The sequence below is a fragment of the Saccharibacter floricola DSM 15669 genome (assembly GCF_000378165.1).
Taxonomy (GTDB): Bacteria; Pseudomonadota; Alphaproteobacteria; order Acetobacterales; family Acetobacteraceae; genus Saccharibacter; species Saccharibacter floricola.
The window spans coordinates 276,174-294,324 of record NZ_KB899333.1; the positions used below are offsets into that span (position 1 = coordinate 276,174).

The 18,151-nt window shown below is 52.6% G+C and carries 13 protein-coding genes, 2 tRNA genes and 1 pseudogene; 10 read left to right on the forward strand and 6 right to left on the reverse strand.

The window, feature by feature from the left end:
* Positions 1-36: 36 nt before the first annotated feature.
* Positions 37-828 (reverse strand): inositol monophosphatase family protein, encoded by a 792-nt coding sequence (locus F457_RS0101205; protein WP_018979305.1) that lies wholly within the window; start codon positions 826-828, stop codon positions 37-39.
* A 71-nt stretch (positions 829-899) separates the two neighbouring features.
* Here F457_RS0101205 and F457_RS0101210 point away from each other — a divergent pair, with 71 nt between their 5' ends.
* From F457_RS0101210 to F457_RS14350, 5 genes and pseudogenes are all read left to right on the forward strand, one after another.
* Positions 900-1,634: a 3-deoxy-manno-octulosonate cytidylyltransferase gene (locus tag F457_RS0101210; RefSeq protein WP_018979306.1), complete on the forward strand. Its 735-nt coding sequence runs from the start codon at positions 900-902 to the stop codon at positions 1,632-1,634.
* The gene (locus tag F457_RS0101215; protein ID WP_018979307.1) at positions 1,631-2,470 is read left to right on the forward strand and encodes a prephenate dehydratase; all 840 of its coding nucleotides are present in this window, start codon (positions 1,631-1,633) and stop codon (positions 2,468-2,470) included. The genes F457_RS0101210 and F457_RS0101215 overlap by 4 nt, the downstream gene beginning before the upstream one ends.
* Positions 2,471-2,575: 105 nt before the next feature.
* Positions 2,576-3,475, forward strand: coding sequence for a 4-hydroxy-tetrahydrodipicolinate synthase (gene dapA / locus F457_RS0101220; protein WP_018979308.1), 900 nt, complete (start codon positions 2,576-2,578; stop codon positions 3,473-3,475).
* Between the two features lie 9 nt (positions 3,476-3,484).
* Complete coding sequence (gene smpB, locus F457_RS0101225) at positions 3,485-3,982, forward strand: SsrA-binding protein SmpB (protein ID WP_018979309.1); 498 nt, start codon at positions 3,485-3,487, stop codon at positions 3,980-3,982.
* 933 nt (positions 3,983-4,915) lie between these two features.
* Positions 4,916-5,103 (forward strand): annotated as a pseudogene (locus tag F457_RS14350) (transposase); the annotation flags it as partial.
* Between the two features lie 538 nt (positions 5,104-5,641).
* On the opposite strand, the gene F457_RS14270 reads toward F457_RS14350, so the two are convergent.
* Entirely contained in the window at positions 5,642-6,340 is a 699-nt protein-coding gene (locus F457_RS14270; protein ID WP_018979312.1) for a cold-shock protein, read from the reverse strand.
* A 250-nt stretch (positions 6,341-6,590) separates the two neighbouring features.
* The gene (gene recG, locus F457_RS0101245; protein WP_018979313.1) at positions 6,591-8,690 is read right to left on the reverse strand and encodes an ATP-dependent DNA helicase RecG; all 2,100 of its coding nucleotides are present in this window, start codon (positions 8,688-8,690) and stop codon (positions 6,591-6,593) included.
* A 105-nt stretch (positions 8,691-8,795) separates the two neighbouring features.
* Here recG and mfd point away from each other — a divergent pair, with 105 nt between their 5' ends.
* Positions 8,796-12,314, forward strand: coding sequence for a transcription-repair coupling factor (mfd, locus tag F457_RS0101250; RefSeq protein ID WP_018979314.1), 3,519 nt, complete (start codon positions 8,796-8,798; stop codon positions 12,312-12,314).
* A gap of 45 nt (positions 12,315-12,359) precedes the next feature.
* On the opposite strand, the gene hmpA is transcribed toward mfd, so the two are convergent.
* Positions 12,360-13,571, reverse strand: a complete 1,212-nt coding sequence (gene hmpA, locus F457_RS0101255; protein WP_018979315.1) for an NO-inducible flavohemoprotein — start codon at positions 13,569-13,571, stop codon at positions 12,360-12,362.
* A gap of 155 nt (positions 13,572-13,726) precedes the next feature.
* Between hmpA and F457_RS0101260 the strand changes: the two genes are divergently transcribed.
* On the forward strand, positions 13,727-14,200 hold the full coding sequence (locus F457_RS0101260; protein ID WP_018979316.1) for an Rrf2 family transcriptional regulator: 474 nt from the start codon (positions 13,727-13,729) through the stop codon (positions 14,198-14,200).
* Here the strand turns inward: F457_RS0101260 and F457_RS0101265 are convergent.
* Positions 14,197-14,985 carry an RlmE family RNA methyltransferase gene (locus F457_RS0101265; RefSeq protein ID WP_018979317.1) on the reverse strand — a complete coding sequence of 263 codons (789 nt, stop codon included), beginning with the start codon at positions 14,983-14,985 and terminating at the stop codon, positions 14,197-14,199. The two genes, F457_RS0101260 and F457_RS0101265, sit on opposite strands and share 4 nt — an antisense overlap.
* Positions 14,982-16,130 (reverse strand): Ppx/GppA phosphatase family protein, encoded by a 1,149-nt coding sequence (locus F457_RS11830; protein WP_018979318.1) that lies wholly within the window; start codon positions 16,128-16,130, stop codon positions 14,982-14,984. The genes F457_RS0101265 and F457_RS11830 overlap by 4 nt, the downstream gene beginning before the upstream one ends.
* Positions 16,131-16,276: 146 nt before the next feature.
* Between F457_RS11830 and F457_RS0101275 the strand changes: the two genes are divergently transcribed.
* From F457_RS0101275 to guaB, 3 genes are all read left to right on the forward strand, one after another.
* Positions 16,277-16,350: transfer RNA gene (locus F457_RS0101275), tRNA-Gln, on the forward strand.
* Positions 16,351-16,403: 53 nt separating this feature from the next.
* Positions 16,404-16,477: transfer RNA gene (locus F457_RS0101280), tRNA-Gln, on the forward strand.
* A gap of 146 nt (positions 16,478-16,623) precedes the next feature.
* Positions 16,624-18,111: an IMP dehydrogenase gene (guaB, locus tag F457_RS0101285; protein ID WP_026294076.1), complete on the forward strand. Its 1,488-nt coding sequence runs from the start codon at positions 16,624-16,626 to the stop codon at positions 18,109-18,111.
* The last annotated feature ends 40 nt before the right edge of the window (positions 18,112-18,151 follow it).

Genomic DNA, 18,151 nt, shown 5'->3' on the forward strand with positions numbered 1-18,151 from the left:
GGGTTTCTTTATAAAGCTGTAACGAATTTGGAAGGTTCAGGAAAGGGTGCGAATGACATCCGAAAGAAGAGCAGGGTTGCCACAGGCGAGGACGGAGCCGTCCCCTTCAAGGCGAAGCGGGTTCCCGTGCCAGTCTGTCATGCTGCCGCCCGCTCCTTGAACGACGGGAACAAGGGCGGCCCAATCCCACGGTTTCATCGTATCTTCTGTAATGAGGTCAATACTGCCCAGTGTGAGCAGGCCGAAAGCATAGGCATCTCCCCCCCAAGAGGTGCGGCGTGTAGCAGCTTGGAGACGCTCAAAAGCTGGGCGCATGATAGGGCGGATGATCTCGGGAGCTGTGCATGAAAGCTCCGCTTCCGAGAGAGAAGGGCAGGCGCGTGGATTAATTTTTCCGGGGAAGCGCGCGCTATGGTAGCGCGTTTTCTGCCCTTCTATCCCGGTCCAGCGTTCTTCTGTTGCAGGTTGGTCAATCACACCGAGAACAGGTTTCCCCCGATGGAGCAAGGCGATGAGTGTGCAGAATGTCGGACGTCCTGTCACAAAAGCACGCGTGCCATCAATCGGGTCAAGCACCCAGAGCCATTCATCATCAAGGGTGCCATTTTGCCCGCCTTCTTCACCCAAAATGCTGTGTTGTGGGAAATGATCACTCAAAAGGGCTCGCATTTTTTCTTCTGCCTGTTGATCCGCCAAGGTGACAGGGCTGTCATCCCCCTTAGAATCGACATTAAGAGGGGAACGGAAATAGGGCATAACGGTCTGGCGGGCGATATCGGCACAGCGTTCAGCGATTGTGAGGTAATGAGCGAGAGAAGATTGGGTCATGGCGTGGAAATCTCATCCTTTTTACAAGCGCTGAATTGACGTTCTGTTAGAGGAACGGCATCAAGAAAGCTATGCGTCCTATTATTGTTATTCCCTCCAGACTTGCCTCCACGCGCCTTCCGCGCAAGGCCCTCGCTGATATTGCTGGGCGTCCTATGATCGTTAGAGTGGTCGAACAGGCCCTGAAAGCTCGTCTTGGCCCTGTTGTGGTGGCCGCAGGTGACAAAGAGATTGCCGAGGCCGTGGCTCCCATAGAGGGTGTGTGCGTTGTGCTTACAGACCCTGACCTCCCCAGTGGCTCAGACAGGGTGCAGGCAGCGTTAGAGCAGGTAGATCCGCAGGGTGACTATAATGTGGTGATTAATCTCCAAGGGGATTTGCCCCTTATTCGGAGAGGCGACTTAAGCGCCGTTTTACGCCCTCTTGCTGATAGCCGCGTTTATGATTTAGCGACATTGGTAACGTTGATTGATACCGAGCGTGAGCGTTCTGTCGAGTCGGTGGTGAAAGCAGTTTGCGCTTTTGGAGACGAGCAGAAGAGTGCGCGGGCGCTCTATTTTTCACGCCATGCTGTGCCGTGGGGTGAAGGCCCTTTATGGCATCATGTAGGGATTTATGCGTGGCGGAGAGAGGCATTAGCGCGTTTTGTCTCCCTCCCTCCATCTCTGTTAGAACAGCGTGAGAAACTGGAGCAGTTGCGTGCACTAGAAGCGGGGATGGCGATTGGCTGTAGCCGAATCGCTCATGCTCCGCTTGGAGTAGATACGTTAGAAGACCTCGAACAAGTAAGGGCCATAATAGCATGAGTGTGATCGCGTTTCAGGGAAGGCCGGGGGCGTATTCAGACCTTGCATGCCGTATCGTGCGCCCGGGGTGGGAGACCTATCCATGCCGCAGCTTTGCGGATGCGATTGATGCGGTGCGGGACGGGAAAGCTGACGAGGCGTTACTGCCGTGTGAAAATTCGCTCGCGGGACGGGTCGCCGAAATTCACGCACTTTTGCCTCAATCAGGGTTAAAAATAATTGGTGAGCATTTCCAGCGGATTGAACATTGCCTGCTTGGCGTCAAAGGGACGACTCTGGAGACGATCAAGCGCGTGCATACACACCCAGTAGCGATGGCGCAGGTGCGCTCCTTACTTGCGACATATAAATTTGACGCGGTGACGGAGTTCGATACGGCTGGAGCGGCGGAAATGGTCGCGCGCTGGGGGAAGCCTGAAGAGGCTGCTGTTGCTTCTTCTTTAGCTGGGGAGCTTAACGGGCTTGAGGTGTTGGCACGCAACGTGGAAGATGCCGCTCATAATACGACCCGTTTTTACCGGGTTACACGCCAAGAAACCCCGGTAGATGATATTCTCCCAGAAGCAGCAATGACGACTTTGTTGGTGAAGGTGACGAATGAGCCTGGTGCACTTTATGGTGTTTTAGGGTGTTTTGCGCGCTATGGGGTCAACATGACGCGTATTGAGAGCTATATGTTAGATGGTTCTTTTGCGGCGTCTCAGTTTCTGGTGGATGTCGAGGGGCATCCTCAAGCGCAAGCGCTTAAAGGCGCGTTAGCAGCGCTTGCAGACGAGCATCATGAGAGCCGGGTACTCGGTGTCTATCGACGCAGTGAGTTTCGTAAGGCCATGTAAACGATAAATCACTCTCTACCAATGGAAAGAGAGTGTCTAAGATAGCCAAAATGGTTTCAGTGTTATGAGACCAGAAAGAATAGAGAGATTGGGCGGAGAGAAGAGATGGCGGACATCATCAATAACGAGTATCGCGGTTCATTAACGGCTCTTGTCACACCGATGAAAACGGATGGCAGTTTGGATGAGCACGCTGCGACTAGCTTGATTGAGCGTCAGATTTTGGCCGGGACAACGGGGCTTATCCCTTCTGGAACCACCGGCGAAAGCCCGACCTTAACCCATCATGAGCATCTTGCTGTGGTGGAACATTGCGTCAAAGTGGCTAATGGCCGTGCGAAGGTGATGGCGGGTGCTGGTTCTAATTGCACGCGTGAAGCGGTGGAAATGGCTCGGCATGCGGAGTCTGTTGGCGCTGATTCGATTCTCGTCGTCGTGCCTTACTACAACAAACCTACGCAGGAAGGGTTGTATCGCCATTTCATGACGGTTGCTGATGCAACGTCTCTGCCTTTGTGGCTTTATTGCATTCCAGGGCGCTCTGTTGTGGACCTTACCCCTGAAACGGTGGGACGGCTTGCAAAACACCCGAATATTGTAGGCACAAAAGACGCTACGGCGAACCTTGATCGCCCCATTGAAGTGCGTCGTCTAGCGGGTGCAGCGTTCAATCAGCTTTCTGGTGAAGATGGCACGGTGCTTTCCTTCCTTGCCGCTGGTGGGCATGGCTGCATTAGTGTGACGTCAAATGTGGTGCCGGAGTTGTGCACGCAGATGCATCGTTTGTGGCAGGAAGGTAAGGTGCAGGAGGCTATTGCGCTGCAAGACCGCCTAGTTCCGCTGCATGATGCTCTTTTTGCAGAAAGCAGCCCGGCTCCGGTGAAATATGCGCTGTCTCGTTTGGGGCATTGTGAGGCAACATTGCGTTTGCCGTTGGTGGAACCACGCGAAGAAACGAAAAAACAGGTGGATGCAGCGCTTAGATCGCTGGGTCTTTTAGACTAAGAAAGCATTATGGCAGCAAAGAAAAAAGCAAAGAGCGGCATGATCTCGCATGGGATCGCCGCGCAAAATCGGAAAGGCCGCTTTAACTACACGATCAAAGAAACGGTTGAAGCGGGCCTCGTCCTTAAAGGGGCGGAGGTTAAGAGCCTTCGCCTAGGGCGTGCCGCTCTGACGGAAGCATACGCGATTGAGCGTGATGGTGAGTTGTGGCTGATCAACTCCTATATTCCGGAATATCAGGGTGGTGTGCTGTCGCGTTTTGATACGCGTGCACCGCGTAAGCTTCTGCTCCATCGTAAGCAGGTGAGGCATTTTATCGGGGCGATTACCCGTTCAGGGGCGACATTGGTGCCACTCGATATTCACTTTAACGCACGCGGTGTTGCAAAGGTGACGATCGGTTTAGGGCTTGGGCGTAAAAAAGAAGATAAGCGCCGGGCCATTGCGGATAGAGACTGGCAGCGCGATAAAGCGCGGCTACTACGCAATAAGGGTGGAGATTATTAAACTCTTGTCTGCGGGGTCATGATAGGGAGGAGAAACTTTTCTCCTTCCGCCGTGGCTGGGGTTCCCCTTACAGGCTTGTCGGGTTTGGCCGCCACATTTGTCTCTATGAGGGTTATTGTAGGATGGCGTGAAGAACCTGATATCTGATCTCATACCTCAGAGATAAGAAGAGCCATATGGGCACTCTTTTTTGAAGAGTGGACGAGTCTATATCGTCTTGATCTTCTCCTATTGTCGGAGAGAGGTCTTGCATAGTTATTGGAGGAGAAGCTCTCTTTCCTTTAATCGTCTCAAAGTGCTGGGCGGGTCATTGTTAAAGGGGCAAAGTAGGAAAGGTTGCTAGGCCTTGAATGGCAGCGCGAACTACGTAACGGTTTGAGATGAGTATGCTTCAGTCAGTTTTTTATGACTAGAGCTGCTCTTTCTGGGGGCTTCTGATCAAGGAAGTCCGTCCGAAGGGGGGAAGACCTTGCGGTACCCGCGATTTTTGGCCGGCACCAGAATGGTGCGAAATGGCGTTATGGCGTTTCCTTCCTTCTGAGTTTGGCCTTTGGTGGATTACAGCTCAATGTTCATTCCGATGGTCGAAATGGTGCGTATGGCAGCGTCTTTTTGAGATGGTTAGGAGTAAGCCCTCGTCACTGGGCATGACCTTCACTGATGGTACGACAATCTGCGTTTCTCACACAGAGGCTGGGGTGGCTAAAATAGGGTGATATAGAAAACGTCGTAGGGATCGTGCGGCTCTTGGCCGCTTACTTACGTGGAGGCTTTAGAACCAAGGCTGTAAGGCCGAACAGACTCTAAACTAAAATGCCGCCGAGCTTTATTCTGTTTGTTTAGGCTTAGGGCTCATTGAATTTATAGAGCTGATATGGTTCAGGGTTTTATGGAGGAACGAGCAAAATAGATTGGCTGACAGCAGCAGAGCATATGGCGCGGCTTGAGCCTATTTTCCATGGCTGATCGTCGGGTGCTGAGCGGCATTATCTTCGTCAATCACCATGGGCTGCGTTGGTGAGATGCTTCCAAAAGAGTATGGGCCACATCAAACGCTCTATAATTGCTGGAAGCGTTGGAGAGACAAGGGTATTTTCCTGCGAATGATGGAGGGCCTGGCTAAGCCTTAGGGCTCCGAGCGCAAAACGGTTATGATCGACGAACCCATCTGAAGGCCACCTTTTGAGCATCTTTATGACCGTCGGCCAGGTCAGTGGATTATATCGGTGTTTCTGCTCTGCTTGATGAGTTGCTCAAGCCCTGCATCATGGGCCGAAAATCCCGGAACAAGGTCGTCTATAAGGTAAGCGACGCTACAAAAGCGGCGCAACTGCATCGAGATCATGTTTGGACGCCTCAAGGACTAGAGCTGTGTTGCGACTCACTGCGAGAAAGACCCAACAATTTTCTTCTTCGTTATCGCGTTCGCTGCATCAGTCACTTATGGTTTTAATCAATGGATCCTGAGCCTAACAAACCTAAGGAGGGAGCATGTCTCATTTTTGAGAGGTAGGAGGGAGAATAAATACATATATTAATAGGGAATATATTTCCCTAAGCTTATTTGACGGTGGATCTAATGCCTAAGACTGGTTTTTTGATGTTTTTGATACAAAAAGGGCCCCATCGTCTTTGTGACGAGGGGCCCTTTTTTAGGTCTTATTCAGAGGTAAGCTGAACAGCTTCTGGACCTTTACGGCCCTGAATGACCTTCATATTGGTGGTTTGGCCATCCATCAACGTCTCAAGGCCAGAGCGACCGAGCGCTGATGCATGAACAAAGATGTCCTTGCCGCCATCGTCTGGTGTAATGAAGCCAAAGCCTTTGGTTGCATTATACCATTTCACAGTTCCACGTACATCTTCAGCAGAAGACATGTCAGGTGCTGGTGAGAAACGTGGCTGCTGCGGACGTGGAGGGCGTTGCGGAGCAAAACCTTCAGGTTCAGCCGTGCTTGCATCAAGCGAGACGATCTCTGCAACCTGACGTCCCTTAGGGCCCTGACCAATGCGGACAACCAGCGTTGTGCCTGGGGCTGGGTCTGCGTGGCCAGCATCGTTTAATGTGTTCGCGTGAAGGAAGACATCACCGCTACCATCGCTCAAGCCAACGAAGCCGAAGCCACGTTCTGTGTTGAACCATTTAACAGTAGCGCTGATTTCAGGGCCTGTCGCAGCGACTTGTGGGCCACCACGGCCACCGCCGGAGCGGCGTGGTCCGCCGCCAAATCCGCCGCCGCCACGAGGGGCGCCGAAGCCACTATTATCATCGAAGTAGGAAGGTTGACTGCCAAAGTCGCGGTCAAATCCGCCGCGGCGTGAGGAGAATGAGCTGCGGTCGGTTCTATTATTTCTCAACGGTCTCGTCCCGGAATACTGGGTCAAATAGAAGGGCGCAGCGCTATGCTACGACCTCCGGGGTCTGTAATGTCCCTTGCTATGATAGCGAAGGGCTCAAGGAAGACGCTACACGACTTCATTTAAAACTTCTAGAAGAAAATAAAAAAAATACATATTCTCGCATTGATTATATTCGGCATTTCACAAAATGGTATATCGTAAATTTATTATTGCAGAATAATATGTAAGTAAAAGCTTGATAAACTCTTTATCCAGAAACAAGAAGCCGCTCGGGTTGGGCACGATCAAAAAGATAAAGAAGTGTTTGCAGGGCTTCGCCGCGATCTCCGCTGAGATCTGGATTGCGCTCTAACTCGCTTTGACTGTCTTTTGCCATCATATTGGCATAAAGTGAGAGCCGTATATCACTTGATAACCGAAAGCCCGGTAAGCCTGACTGGCGATGACCTGCTAAATCACCGCCACCGCGAATACGAAAATCTTCATCAGCAATAAGAAAACCATCCTCTGTATCGCGCAGGAGACTTAGCCGCCTCTGACCATTCGGTGTGGTTTCCGCGCTATGGAGAAGCAGGCAGAAGGAACGGGCGCTTCCACGGCCCACACGTCCACGAAGCTGGTGAAGCTGGGCGAGCCCAAAGCGTTCGGCTTGTTCGATCACCATGATCGTGGCGTTGGGAATATCCACCCCCACTTCAATAACAGTTGTGGCGACAAGCAAGCGGGTTTGGCCTTCTTTAAAGCGATCTAATGCGTCGTGACGTACGGCATGGTCTTGTCGTCCGTGGGCGAGACCAACAATAGGCCCGAAATGTTGGGTAAGACTCGCCCAGCGTTCTTCGGCAGCAGCGGCACTTTGGGTCTCGCTATTTTCAATGAGAGGACAGACCCAAAAGATCTGCTGTCCGCGATCCAGAGCGCGTTGGATGCCTGCTAGAATATCGTCCATTTTTGCCATGTCATGAACGGTGGTGTGGATGGGCTGACGACCCGCCGGTTTGCTATCAAGGCGGCTGACGCCCATTTCTCCCCATTCCATAAGCTGAACCGTGCGTGGAATAGGTGTAGCGGTCATAACCAGTAGGTCTGTGGCTGTGCCTTTTGCGCTGAGCTTCATGCGTTGTTCCACACCAAAACGGTGCTGCTCATCAATGACAGCGAGGCCAAGATTGGCAAAACTAACGCCATCTTGAAAAAGGGCATGAGTGCCGATGATAATTTTTGCAGAGCCTTCTGCAATGTGTGTGAGTACGGCACGCCGGGCCTTGCCCTTGACGCTCCCGCTGAGGAACACGCAGGGAACACCCATGAGGCGCGAGAGGGTTTCTGCATGTTGTTGAGCGAGGATTTCTGTCGGGGCCATGAGAGCGGCTTGCGTGCCTGCCTCAACAGCGTGAAGCATGGCCATCATAGCGACAAATGTTTTGCCCGACCCCACATCACCTTGCAGCAGGCGCACCATAGGGGTTTCTTTTTCCATATCAGCGGCGATTTCTGCCATGGCGCGTTCTTGCGCATCGGTTGGAGGAAAGCCGAAGCGTTCACGGAGTTGAGCGCGTAATGTGCCATCGCCTTTGAGAGCACGGCCCGGGCGATGTTGGGCTTGGCGGCGTGCGAGACCTAAACAGAGCTGATCAGCCAGCACTTCGTCGGCTGCAAGGCGAGCGCGTGCACGTTCTAGAAGGGGAGCTGGATCAGTATCGCGTGGGAGGGAGGTGGGTTGCTGTACCCAAGTGAGGGCTTCATGAAAGCTCGGCCAAGATTGTTTGGCCATGAGCTGTGGGCTTTGCCATTCAGGAAGGTCTGGAATACAGGCAAGGGCGGCATTCATAGCGCGTCGTACGGTGGAGGGGAAAAGCCCAGCGGTGAGAGGCCAGACGGGCTCAAGCCAAGGGAAGCTCTCGCGTCTTTCCCAGAGATGGATATGGTCTGGACGAGAAAGCGAAATACGTTCGCGGTAAAAGCTGACTTTCCCAGAAACGAGAAGCTCTGTGCCGGGAGGGGGTAGGAAAAGATTGTTCTTCTGGAAAAAGACGATTTCAAGCGGCCCTGTCTCATCTTCCGTGATGAGTGTGGTGGGCTGTGAGGGGCGTTGTGGGCGCCGCACGCTGACAACCCTCACACGGCTGGTGAGAATGTCGCCATGGACGAGGTCATGTCCTTGAGCGACGGTCAGAATCTCGCGGCGGTCAATGAGTTTTTCAGGCAAGGTGAAGAGCAGGTCAATCACCCGTTTTCCCTCACTAATCTTGCTTAATAAGGTGCTGTGACGTGGCCCGATAGACGCTAGGGAGGCCAGAGGAGCCAGAAGAGGTTCCAAAAGGGCAGGAGGCGGCAAGATAGGCATGGATCGCTGTAAGAAGCCTCTGGGCTGACAGAGAGGAGCAGGGAAGCTATAGGATAGCACGTGCACACCTTAAAACGGAACTCCTGTAAAGAAGAGGCCCTGCTGATGTCTGTCGATACGTCCCTGATTGCGTCTTTTGGTCCGACTGTTTGGGGAGTACCCGATGGGTCTGTGGCATTATTGTTGCGGCGTCGGTTGAGTGAGCATAATGGGCCTCTTCTCCACGTTGCGCGTGATGATGCATCAATGGCGGCACTGGCGGATATGCTGGCTTGGCTCGTGCCAGAGGTAGACGTGTTACGTTTCCCTGCGTGGGACTGTTTGCCCTATGACCGTATTTCCCCCAATCCGGCGATTGTTGCTGAACGTTCCGCAACGTTAAGCCAATTGCTGGAGCCTGCTCCTAAAGCTGGGCGGATTGTCTTGAGCACCGTGCATGCGTTGGTGCAGCGCGTCCCACCACGTGCGGTATTCGCGGGGCAGTCAGTAACGGTAAAAGCGGGTGAGACGCTGGATGCGGCCATGCTGGCAGAGCTGCTGGTAGGAAATGGCTACACGCGCGTTGATACAGTGATGGAGCGCGGTGAGTTTGCGACGCGGGGGGGAATTTTTGATGTTTTCCCCGCTGATGCAAGTGAACCTGTGCGGTTGGATCTCTTTGGCGATGAGGTCGACCATATTCGTGCTTTTGATGTGGCGTCTCAGCGTTCTACGCGTGAGTTGGCAACATTTAGCCTCTCACCTGTCTCTGAATATGCGCTGGATAAAGCCAGTATCAGTCGTTTTCAGACGGGCTGGCGAGAGGTGTTTGGCGTTAGTGCGCAGCAAGATGTGTTGTATCGGCAGATCTCAGAAGGGATTCATGCCGCAGGAGCAGAGCATTACGTGCCGCTTTTTCACGATGGCGATGGCCAGCATATGGAAACATTGCTGGATTATGTGCCCAACGTCGCGCTGAGTTTTGAACGCGATACGCCTGACATCCTCAGCACACGTTTAGAAATGATTGCCGATCATTATCAGGCGCGTTGTGCGGCTACACAAGATGGGGAAATGCCGTATCGTCCGCTCCCTCCACATCGGCTTTACCTCACCCAACATGGGTGGGGAGCGATGGTGAAGGGCCATCCATCGGTTATGCTGTCGCCTTTTGCACAGCCAGAAGGGGCTGATGGAATTGATGCGGGCTACCGTCCAGGGCCTATGTTCTCAAGTTTAGGTGGTGCTGCGCGTGAAGGCGTGTTTGAGCATTTTGGTCGTCAGGTTGCAGATTGGGCTAAGGAAGGGCGCCGCACCTATGTGACGGCCTGGAGCCGTGGCTCTCAAGAACGTATTGCGCATTTGTTGAAAGAACATGGTGTAGAGGCAGGCGTTTATCAGGACTGGAAGAGTGCAGCGGGGATGCCTAAAGCCCAAGCTGGACTCGTTGTTTTGGGGCTTGAACGTGGTTTTGTAAGCGACCGTTACGCGTTTGTTTCTGAGCAAGATTTACTGGGGGAACGTCTCTCACGGCCACCACGCAAAAAGCGAAAGACGGGCGACTTTATCACCCAGATTGGTGAGATTTCTGAAGGTGATTTGGTCGTCCATGAAGAATACGGCATTGGGCGCTATGTTGGACTGGAAACCGTTCGAGAAGGGCGGGTTGCTCATGATTATCTCTCAGTTTTGTATGATGGTGAGCAGCGCCTTCTCCTTCCTGTTGAAAATATTGATCTGCTGAGTCGTTTTGGTTCTGAACAAGACGGGGTGCAGTTAGACCGTTTAGGCGGCACGTCTTGGCAAGCGCGCAAGGCTAAGATGAAAACGCGCTTGCGTGAAATGGCTGGCGAGTTGATCCGTACGGCAGCAGCACGGGCGATGAAGCAGGCCCCATTGATGGTGCCAGAAGAAGGCGTGTGGGATGAATTTTGCGCGCGCTTCCCATATGTGGAGACGGACGACCAAGCACGCGCGATTGCCGATGTTCTGGAAGATATGAATAGCGGCCGCCCGATGGATCGCCTCGTCTGTGGTGATGTTGGTTTTGGGAAAACTGAAGTGGCCATGCGAGCGGCTTTTGTCGCGGCCATGTCGGGAATGCAGGTAGCGCTTATTGTGCCAACGACGTTACTTGCCCGTCAGCATTATATTGGCTTTACCAAGCGTTTTGAGGGGCTGCCGGTTAAAATTGCCCAATTATCTCGCATGGTGACGGCCAAAGAAGCCACGAAGGTGCGTGAAGGGATTGCAGAAGGCTCTATTGATATTGTGATCGGCACGCATGCCTTGCTGGCTAAGACGGTCTCTTTTAATCGGCTGGGAATGCTGATTATTGATGAAGAGCAGCATTTCGGTGTGTCTCATAAAGAGAAGCTTAAAGCGTTACGAGAGGACGTGCATGTTCTCACGCTGTCGGCTACGCCATTGCCCCGTACATTGCAGCTTTCTCTGACTGGTGTGCGGGAAATGAGCCTGATTGCCACCCCGCCGACGGATCGTTTGGCTGTGCGCACGTTTATTACGCCTTTTGACCGCGTCATGATCCGTGAAGCGATCCAGCGAGAGCGCTTCCGTGGTGGTCAGATCTTCTGCGTGGTGCCACGCCTGACCGATATTCGCCATATGGCCGATCGTTTGAAGGAAATTGTCCCTGACGCGCGCGTGACGGAGGCGCATGGCCGGCTGACACCTGCCGAGCTTGAAAATGTCATGGCAGAGTTCTCAGAGGGGAAATATGACATCCTTCTGTCCACTAATATTGTAGAAAGTGGGCTGGATATGCCTGCGGTGAATACGATCATTATCCATCGAGCCGATATGTTTGGGCTTGGGCAGCTTTATCAACTTCGTGGGCGCGTAGGGCGTGCAAAACAGCGCGGTTATGCGTACCTTACCTGGCCGCAAAATCGCACACTTTCAGCAACATCGGTCAAACGTCTGGAAATTATGCAGACGTTAGATTCCCTGGGAGCAGGGTTCACCTTAGCCTCTCACGATCTGGATATGCGCGGCGCTGGGAACCTTCTAGGGGATGAGCAGTCCGGCCATATTCGTGAAGTGGGGATCGAGCTTTATCAGCAGATGTTGCAAGAGGCTGTCACAGACCTAAGACAGATGCGCGGTAAGGGCGAGCTTGAGCATGAAAGCTGGACACCATCCATTATTCTTGGATTGCCGGTCTTGCTGCCAGAAGAATACGTCAAGGATTTGTCTGTACGTCTAGGGCTCTACCGCCGGATTGCATCCCTTAAAGATGAGACAGATGTTGAAGCTATGCGTGTTGAGTTGGTGGATCGCTTTGGCTCTCTCCCACAAGAGGTGCAAAACCTCCTTGATGTGGTCATGATCAAAAAGCTTTCGCGTGAAGCTGGCGTGGAACGCGTAGAAGCGGGGCCAAAAGGGATGGTGTTGCAATTCCGTGGCAATAAATTCGCCAATGCTGAAGGGCTTATCCGCTGGGCGACGAGGAATCAGCGCGCTGGGGTGAAGATTCGCCCAGACCAAAAATTGGCGATTGTGCGGGAAATGACTAATGCGGTGCGGATCAGTATGGCCCGTAAGGTGCTAACGTCTTTGTGCAAGCTTCTCAAAAAAGGTGAGAAAAAAGCGGCGCCTAAAGCGACTGAAAAAGAAGCCTCATAAAGATGTGGGGGAATATCCCCACATCTTTTATTGAAGGAGTCTGAGTTAGGCTGCTGTAGCGAGGAACGGGTCAGAGGCAGAACCGAAGATGTCGTAATGAATACGCTCTTGCGGAATGCCAGCGGCTCGCAGGGCTTTGATGGTCTCGGTCATGAAAGCAGAGGGGCCACATAGATAAATATCGCTCTCAGGGAGGAGATGACCAATGAGCCATTCAGAAGAGAGATGCCCCTTGTGGATCTCCACAGGGCTTTCTTCCTGAGTTGGAGCGTCATGGCTGTAAAAAACATCTGCTTTCAAGCTGCCTTTGCGGGCGAGTGAACGAATGACATCACCAAAAACGTCACTCTGCGGGCTATGTGTGCCATGCACGTAGTGAAACTTACGAGAGGAAGTCTGTGCGGTGAGGGATTCCACGATGGAGATCATTGGCGTGAGACCAATGCCAAGGCTCACCAAGGTGACAGGGCGGTCAGTGTCATGGTGCAAGGTGAATTCTCCGGCCGGGGCTGAAACATCCAAGACATCACCAACGCGAACCGTATCATGCAGCCAGTTAGAGACCACACCGTGATTCTGACGTTTTACTGTAATGCGGTAATACGCATTCGATGGGGCTGAAGAAATGCTGTAATTGCGGCGCTCTGCACCCGCGCCTGGCACGTTAAAGCGGAAGCTGAGATATTGCCCCGGCTTATGGGTCATCACAGGCTGATTGTCTGTTGGACGGAGGATAAAGGAGGTAACGTCAGCGCTTTCTTCGTGACGTTCAGCCACTTGGAAGGGACGCCAACCGACCCAACCGCCTTCTTGCTCAGCATCCTCTTGATAAAGGGTTTGTTCACGTTCAATGAGCACATCAGCAAGGAACCAATAGGCTTCTTTCCATGCTTCCATAATGTCAGGCGTGGCGGCATCCCCCAAAACATGAGCGATGGCTCCAAGGAGCGCTTCCCCAACAAAAGGATAATGTTCAGGGAGGATATTCAGCCCAACATGCTTTTCAGCAATGCGTTCAATCATTGTTTGGAGAGGGGCGGGGTTTTGGATATGCCGCGCATAAGCGAGCACCGCAAAAGCCAGCGCTTTAGGCTGCTCACCGTCTTTTTGGTGGGACATATTGAACAGATCAGCAATGGCTTTGTCGGCAAGGAGGCGCTTGTACATTTCCCGCGTAATGTCGAGGCCATGCGCTTCTAATGCAGGAACGCAGGCGGTGACGATTGATCGTGTTTTCTCTGAAAGAGGGGTTGGCATGATGAGAATCCTAAAAGATATATTTTATATGCATCTTTAATCAGAGGGAGAGGCTTTTGTCAATCATGCGTGATTGACCGCACCCAACGAGCAGGGTAGCGAGTAGAGTCACTTGTTAGGAGTCAACGGCTCCCCCGATACTAGGAGCGAGACACGTGCGGCTGACGCTTTATACTGATTATTCCTTCAGAACGCTTATTTACCTTGAGACGCAAAAAGATCGACTTGTGTCTATCAGTGAGGTTGCACGTATTTATGGAGCGTCTGAAAATCACCTAGTTAAGGTGGTGCATCGCCTTGGGAAGGCAGGGTTTATCCATACAATGCGGGGACGCAAAGGAGGATTGCGCCTAGGGCGTGCAGCCCAAGATATACGGCTGGGCGATGTGGTGCGTTGCACAGAAGATGACTTAGCGCTCGTTGGGTGTATGCAGGCAAACGAATCGCAGTCTGGTTGTATTTTGGTGGGTGGGTGCCGCCTGAAACAGACACTGATTAAAGCGCAGCATGCTTTTATGGATGTGCTCGATGACGTAACACTAGCCGATGTCACCGCCAAACACGAACGTCGCGTTTTAATGCAGAGCGTGCAGGCGATGATCGACGATACAGAAGCCCTTGATGATTAGGGGTTCTCATCAGTAGGAAGACCGCGGAACCCTTGGGCAACAACGTAAAGTTCGCTTGATTCTTTACGTGAGGCGGGCGGCTTTACGTGGCGGACTGTGTCAAAGCATCGTTTCATAAGGTCGAGCATATGTTTTTCAGACCCGCCTTGGAAAACCTTTGCAATAAAAGCGCCATCTTTTGCGAGGATTTGGAGCGCAAAATCCAGAGCATTTTCCGCGAGGCCCATAATACGAATATGATCGGTTGCAGCATGGCCCGTTGTGTTTGGTGCCATGTCAGACATCACAAGATCAGCCGGGCCGCCCAGCATGGTTTTTAGGCGCTCAGGCATGGCGTCATCCATGAAGTCGCCTTCTATGATCTCCGCCCCTTCGACGGGATCAACTGGGAGCAAATCCACACCGACAACAGCACTAGCTTGACGTTTGACGGCAATCTGGCTCCACCCACCAGGGGCTGCGCCAAGGTCTACCACGCGAGAGCCCGGGCGTATCACTTGGAAACGGTCATCAATCTCAATGAGCTTAAAAGCCGCACGAGACCGCCAGCCTTGATGGCGAGCAGCAGCAACGTAAGGATCGTTTAATTGCCGGTTAAGCCAGCGTTGTTGTGCAGGGGTGCGGCCACGTGACTTTTTCAGCTTTACATGCTGGCTACGTTGCGTTTTAGACGTGGCAGCGTCATCACGTGGGTCGCGCATTCCAGGGGTGCGGGACTGACGGAGCGGCTTGCCGGGAATACGCGGAGGCGTGGACGAAGAGGGGGGCTTACGAGATGAACTCATAGCGGAATAGCTAAAGCTCCTACGGGCAAATGTGAAGAGGCGCGATGAGAGCGCTGCGCAGGACGTGCGCGACCAATAGAACGACGATGTTCACGGGCCATACGCACGATCATGCCATCACGCAAGCCACGATCAGCGATCATGATACGCTCAACAGGCCATAAAGACTGTATAGCATCAAAAATGGCACAGCCTGATAGAATTAATGTTGCACGATGTCGGCCAATGCACGGATGGCGGCCCATATCGCTATGACTCATTTTTTTTAACTTATGGAGAGCATGCATCAGCGTCTGACGGCCAAGGCATAGCCCGTCTATGGAGGAGCGGCGATAGCGGTCAAGCTCAAGTGCGATACTGGCGAGGGTGGTCACAATACCTGAGGTGCCGACCATACGAACATTTTGGCGCTCAATATCTTTCCGAATGCAATGAACCGCCTCAAAGGTTTTAAGTTTTTGATAGGCATAGTCAAACATTGCGTCATAGGCGCATTGTTTGGGCAAATGACTAAAATGTTCAAACAAAGACATAATACCCAGCTTTAAGCTGGTCGTTCCAGTGAGGTGATGGCGGTCGGCTTGATGGTCAAGACGGATCCAGGATAATTCCGTTGAGCCTCCACCAATATCAAACAGAAGCGTACGGCTAGGCAGGAAACGTGCGGCACTAGCGAGGGCCGTTGGGGAGGTTGGGTGTGTCAGCTGTGGTGAGAGACCAAGAAGAGAGGAGCAGCTTTCAACAGCCAGCTCTGCTTCTTCTCGGCTTGTAATGATGCGTATATCTAACCCAGTTTCACGTTTGGTGCGTTGTATGAAATCCTGAGCGTTTGTCGCGTAACGGCAAGCTTCTGTCGTGACGACTTGCAAACCAGAGAGTGAATGGCGGCTGAGGCGATGCGCGTAATGTTTTAGGGCATCAAGTGTGCGTGTGATAGCGCTTTCAGCAAGGCGTCCTGTGTGTCTTAGGCCTTCGCCGAGCAAAACAGGGCGGCTACAGCGTTCAATAATATGGATACCACGCGAGGAATAGCGCGCAACAAGCAATCGGCAACTTGTCGTGCCAAGGTCAATGGCAGCATAGATTGGTGTGCAGCTCTTATCGGATTGAAGCGTTAAAGCTGATGAGGGTGTTAATGTGTACATAAGCGACCTTTCGCCCATCGGGTGAGGAAAGAGTGAAGGGTTGTGTGATAAAGCGCAATGAGAAAGATCAAAACTCAGGATAAAATATAAAAAACGTCTTGCACTTTTTTGTAGAGATCGTTAAAAACCCCAACGAACGCGCCGCTTGGGAGATAGTTTAGCGGTAGAACTACCGGCTCTGACCCGGTCAGCCCTGGTTCGAATCCAGGTCTCCCAGCCAATCTACCAAGCGCGTTTGGAGAAGACGGCTCTCTATTATGGAGCCTTCCTTCTTGGGAGATAGTTTAGCGGTAGAACTACCGGCTCTGACCCGGTCAGCCCTGGTTCGAATCCAGGTCTCCCAGCCAAAAAAACCTTTCTGCAAATAATCATAAGAATTCTCTTTCCTCGAAGGGGCTTTATGCGTTATGAGGCCCTGTCAATGGCCAGAGGGCCTTTGGCCTCTGGTTCGTCCACTCTTCACCACGGGATTGCAGGAACGGGGGCCTCGCTCATGACAGAATTTCACAACAGTAATACGCTCTATGGGCGCGTCCGGGATGCTTTGGCATTTGATGATGTTCTGGTGCAGCCAGCTGAATCCTCTGTTCTTCCCGCACAGGTGAAGACCACGACACGCCTAACGCGTAAGCTTGGGCTTAATATCCCTTTGCTTTCTTCAGCGATGGATACCGTCACTGAGGAGCGTATGGCGATTGCTATGGCTCAGCAGGGTGGCCTTGGTGTCATTCATAAAAACCTGACCTTGGAAGAGCAAGCCGAGCAGGTGCGGCGTGTTAAGCGCTTTGAATCAGGGATGGTCGTTAACCCTGTGACTGTTGGGCCAGACCAGACACTGGCTGATGTGCATGCTATCATGGCTCATCACGGTATTTCTGGCCTTCCTGTTGTTGAAAAAACGGGCCACTTGGTGGGGATCCTCACCAATCGTGATATGCGCTTTGCTGATGATCCAAAGCAGCGCGTGCGTGATTTAATGACACATGAGAAGCTTATTACGGTGCGGCATGGAGCATCCCCTGCTGAAGCGCGTGAGCTTTTGCATCGCCACCGCATTGAGAAGCTGCTCGTTGTGGATGATGATGGGCGTTGCGTCGGGCTGGTCACCGTCAAGGATATGGAAAAGGCCACGACATACCCGCTAGCCGTGAAGGATTCTCAAGGGCGGTTGCTTTGTGCTGCTGCTATTGGTGTAGGAGAGGACGGTTTCCGCCGAGCTGAAGCGTTGGCTGGAGCTGGGGTGGATGTCTTGGTCGTTGATACGGCTCACGGACATTCTCGTGGTGTTTTAACAACCGTTTCTCGACTGCGCGAGCTGTATCCTCATGTCCAGTTAATCGCTGGTAATGTGGCTACTCCAGAAGCTGCAAAGGCGTTGATTAAGGCCGGTGCTGACTGCATTAAAATCGGAATTGGGCCGGGATCTATTTGCACAACGCGTGTTGTGGCTGGTGTGGGTGTGCCACAGTTCTCTGCCGTGCTGGAGACAGCCGCTGCGTGTCATGAGCTGGATGTCCCTGCGATTGCGGACGGGGGTATTCGTACTTCCGGTGATATCGTGAAGGCTATTGGTGCAGGCGCCGATGCGGTCATGGTTGGCTCCCTGCTTGCAGGGTCGGAAGAAAGCCCTGGTGAGACGTTCCTCTATCAAGGGCGTTCGTATAAAGCGTATCGCGGCATGGGCTCCATGGGTGCGATGGCTCAAGGGTCAGCGGATCGTTACTTCCAAGCTGAAGTGCGTGATGCCCTAAAGCTAGTGCCAGAAGGTATCGAAGGACAAGTGCCGTATAAAGGGAGTATGGCGGCTGTAGTACATCAGCTTGTCGGTGGTTTGCGTGCAGGTATGGGGTATACAGGCTCTGCAACGATTGCTGACTTGCAGACGAGAACGCAATTCCGCCGTATTACCAATGCGGGTCTGCGTGAAAGTCATGTGCATGATGTGACGATTACGCGTGAAGCGCCAAACTATCGTCTTTAATTAAGTTTTTCTCTTTTCTCGCAACGGGAAACGGGCTAGG

Coding starts and splice junctions, on each gene's coding strand:
- F457_RS0101205 (WP_018979305.1), bottom strand. CDS start 828: ATGACCCAATCTTCTCTCGCTCATTACCTCACAATCGCTGAACGCTGT.
- F457_RS0101210 (WP_018979306.1), top strand. CDS start 900: ATGCGTCCTATTATTGTTATTCCCTCCAGACTTGCCTCCACGCGCCTT.
- F457_RS0101215 (WP_018979307.1), top strand. CDS start 1,631: ATGAGTGTGATCGCGTTTCAGGGAAGGCCGGGGGCGTATTCAGACCTT.
- dapA (WP_018979308.1), top strand. CDS start 2,576: ATGGCGGACATCATCAATAACGAGTATCGCGGTTCATTAACGGCTCTT.
- smpB (WP_018979309.1), top strand. CDS start 3,485: ATGGCAGCAAAGAAAAAAGCAAAGAGCGGCATGATCTCGCATGGGATC.
- recG (WP_018979313.1), bottom strand. CDS start 8,690: ATGCCTATCTTGCCGCCTCCTGCCCTTTTGGAACCTCTTCTGGCTCCT.
- mfd (WP_018979314.1), top strand. CDS start 8,796: ATGTCTGTCGATACGTCCCTGATTGCGTCTTTTGGTCCGACTGTTTGG.
- hmpA (WP_018979315.1), bottom strand. CDS start 13,571: ATGCCAACCCCTCTTTCAGAGAAAACACGATCAATCGTCACCGCCTGC.
- F457_RS0101265 (WP_018979317.1), bottom strand. CDS start 14,985: ATGAGTTCATCTCGTAAGCCCCCCTCTTCGTCCACGCCTCCGCGTATT.
- F457_RS11830 (WP_018979318.1), bottom strand. CDS start 16,130: ATGTACACATTAACACCCTCATCAGCTTTAACGCTTCAATCCGATAAG.
- guaB (WP_026294076.1), top strand. CDS start 16,624: ATGACAGAATTTCACAACAGTAATACGCTCTATGGGCGCGTCCGGGAT.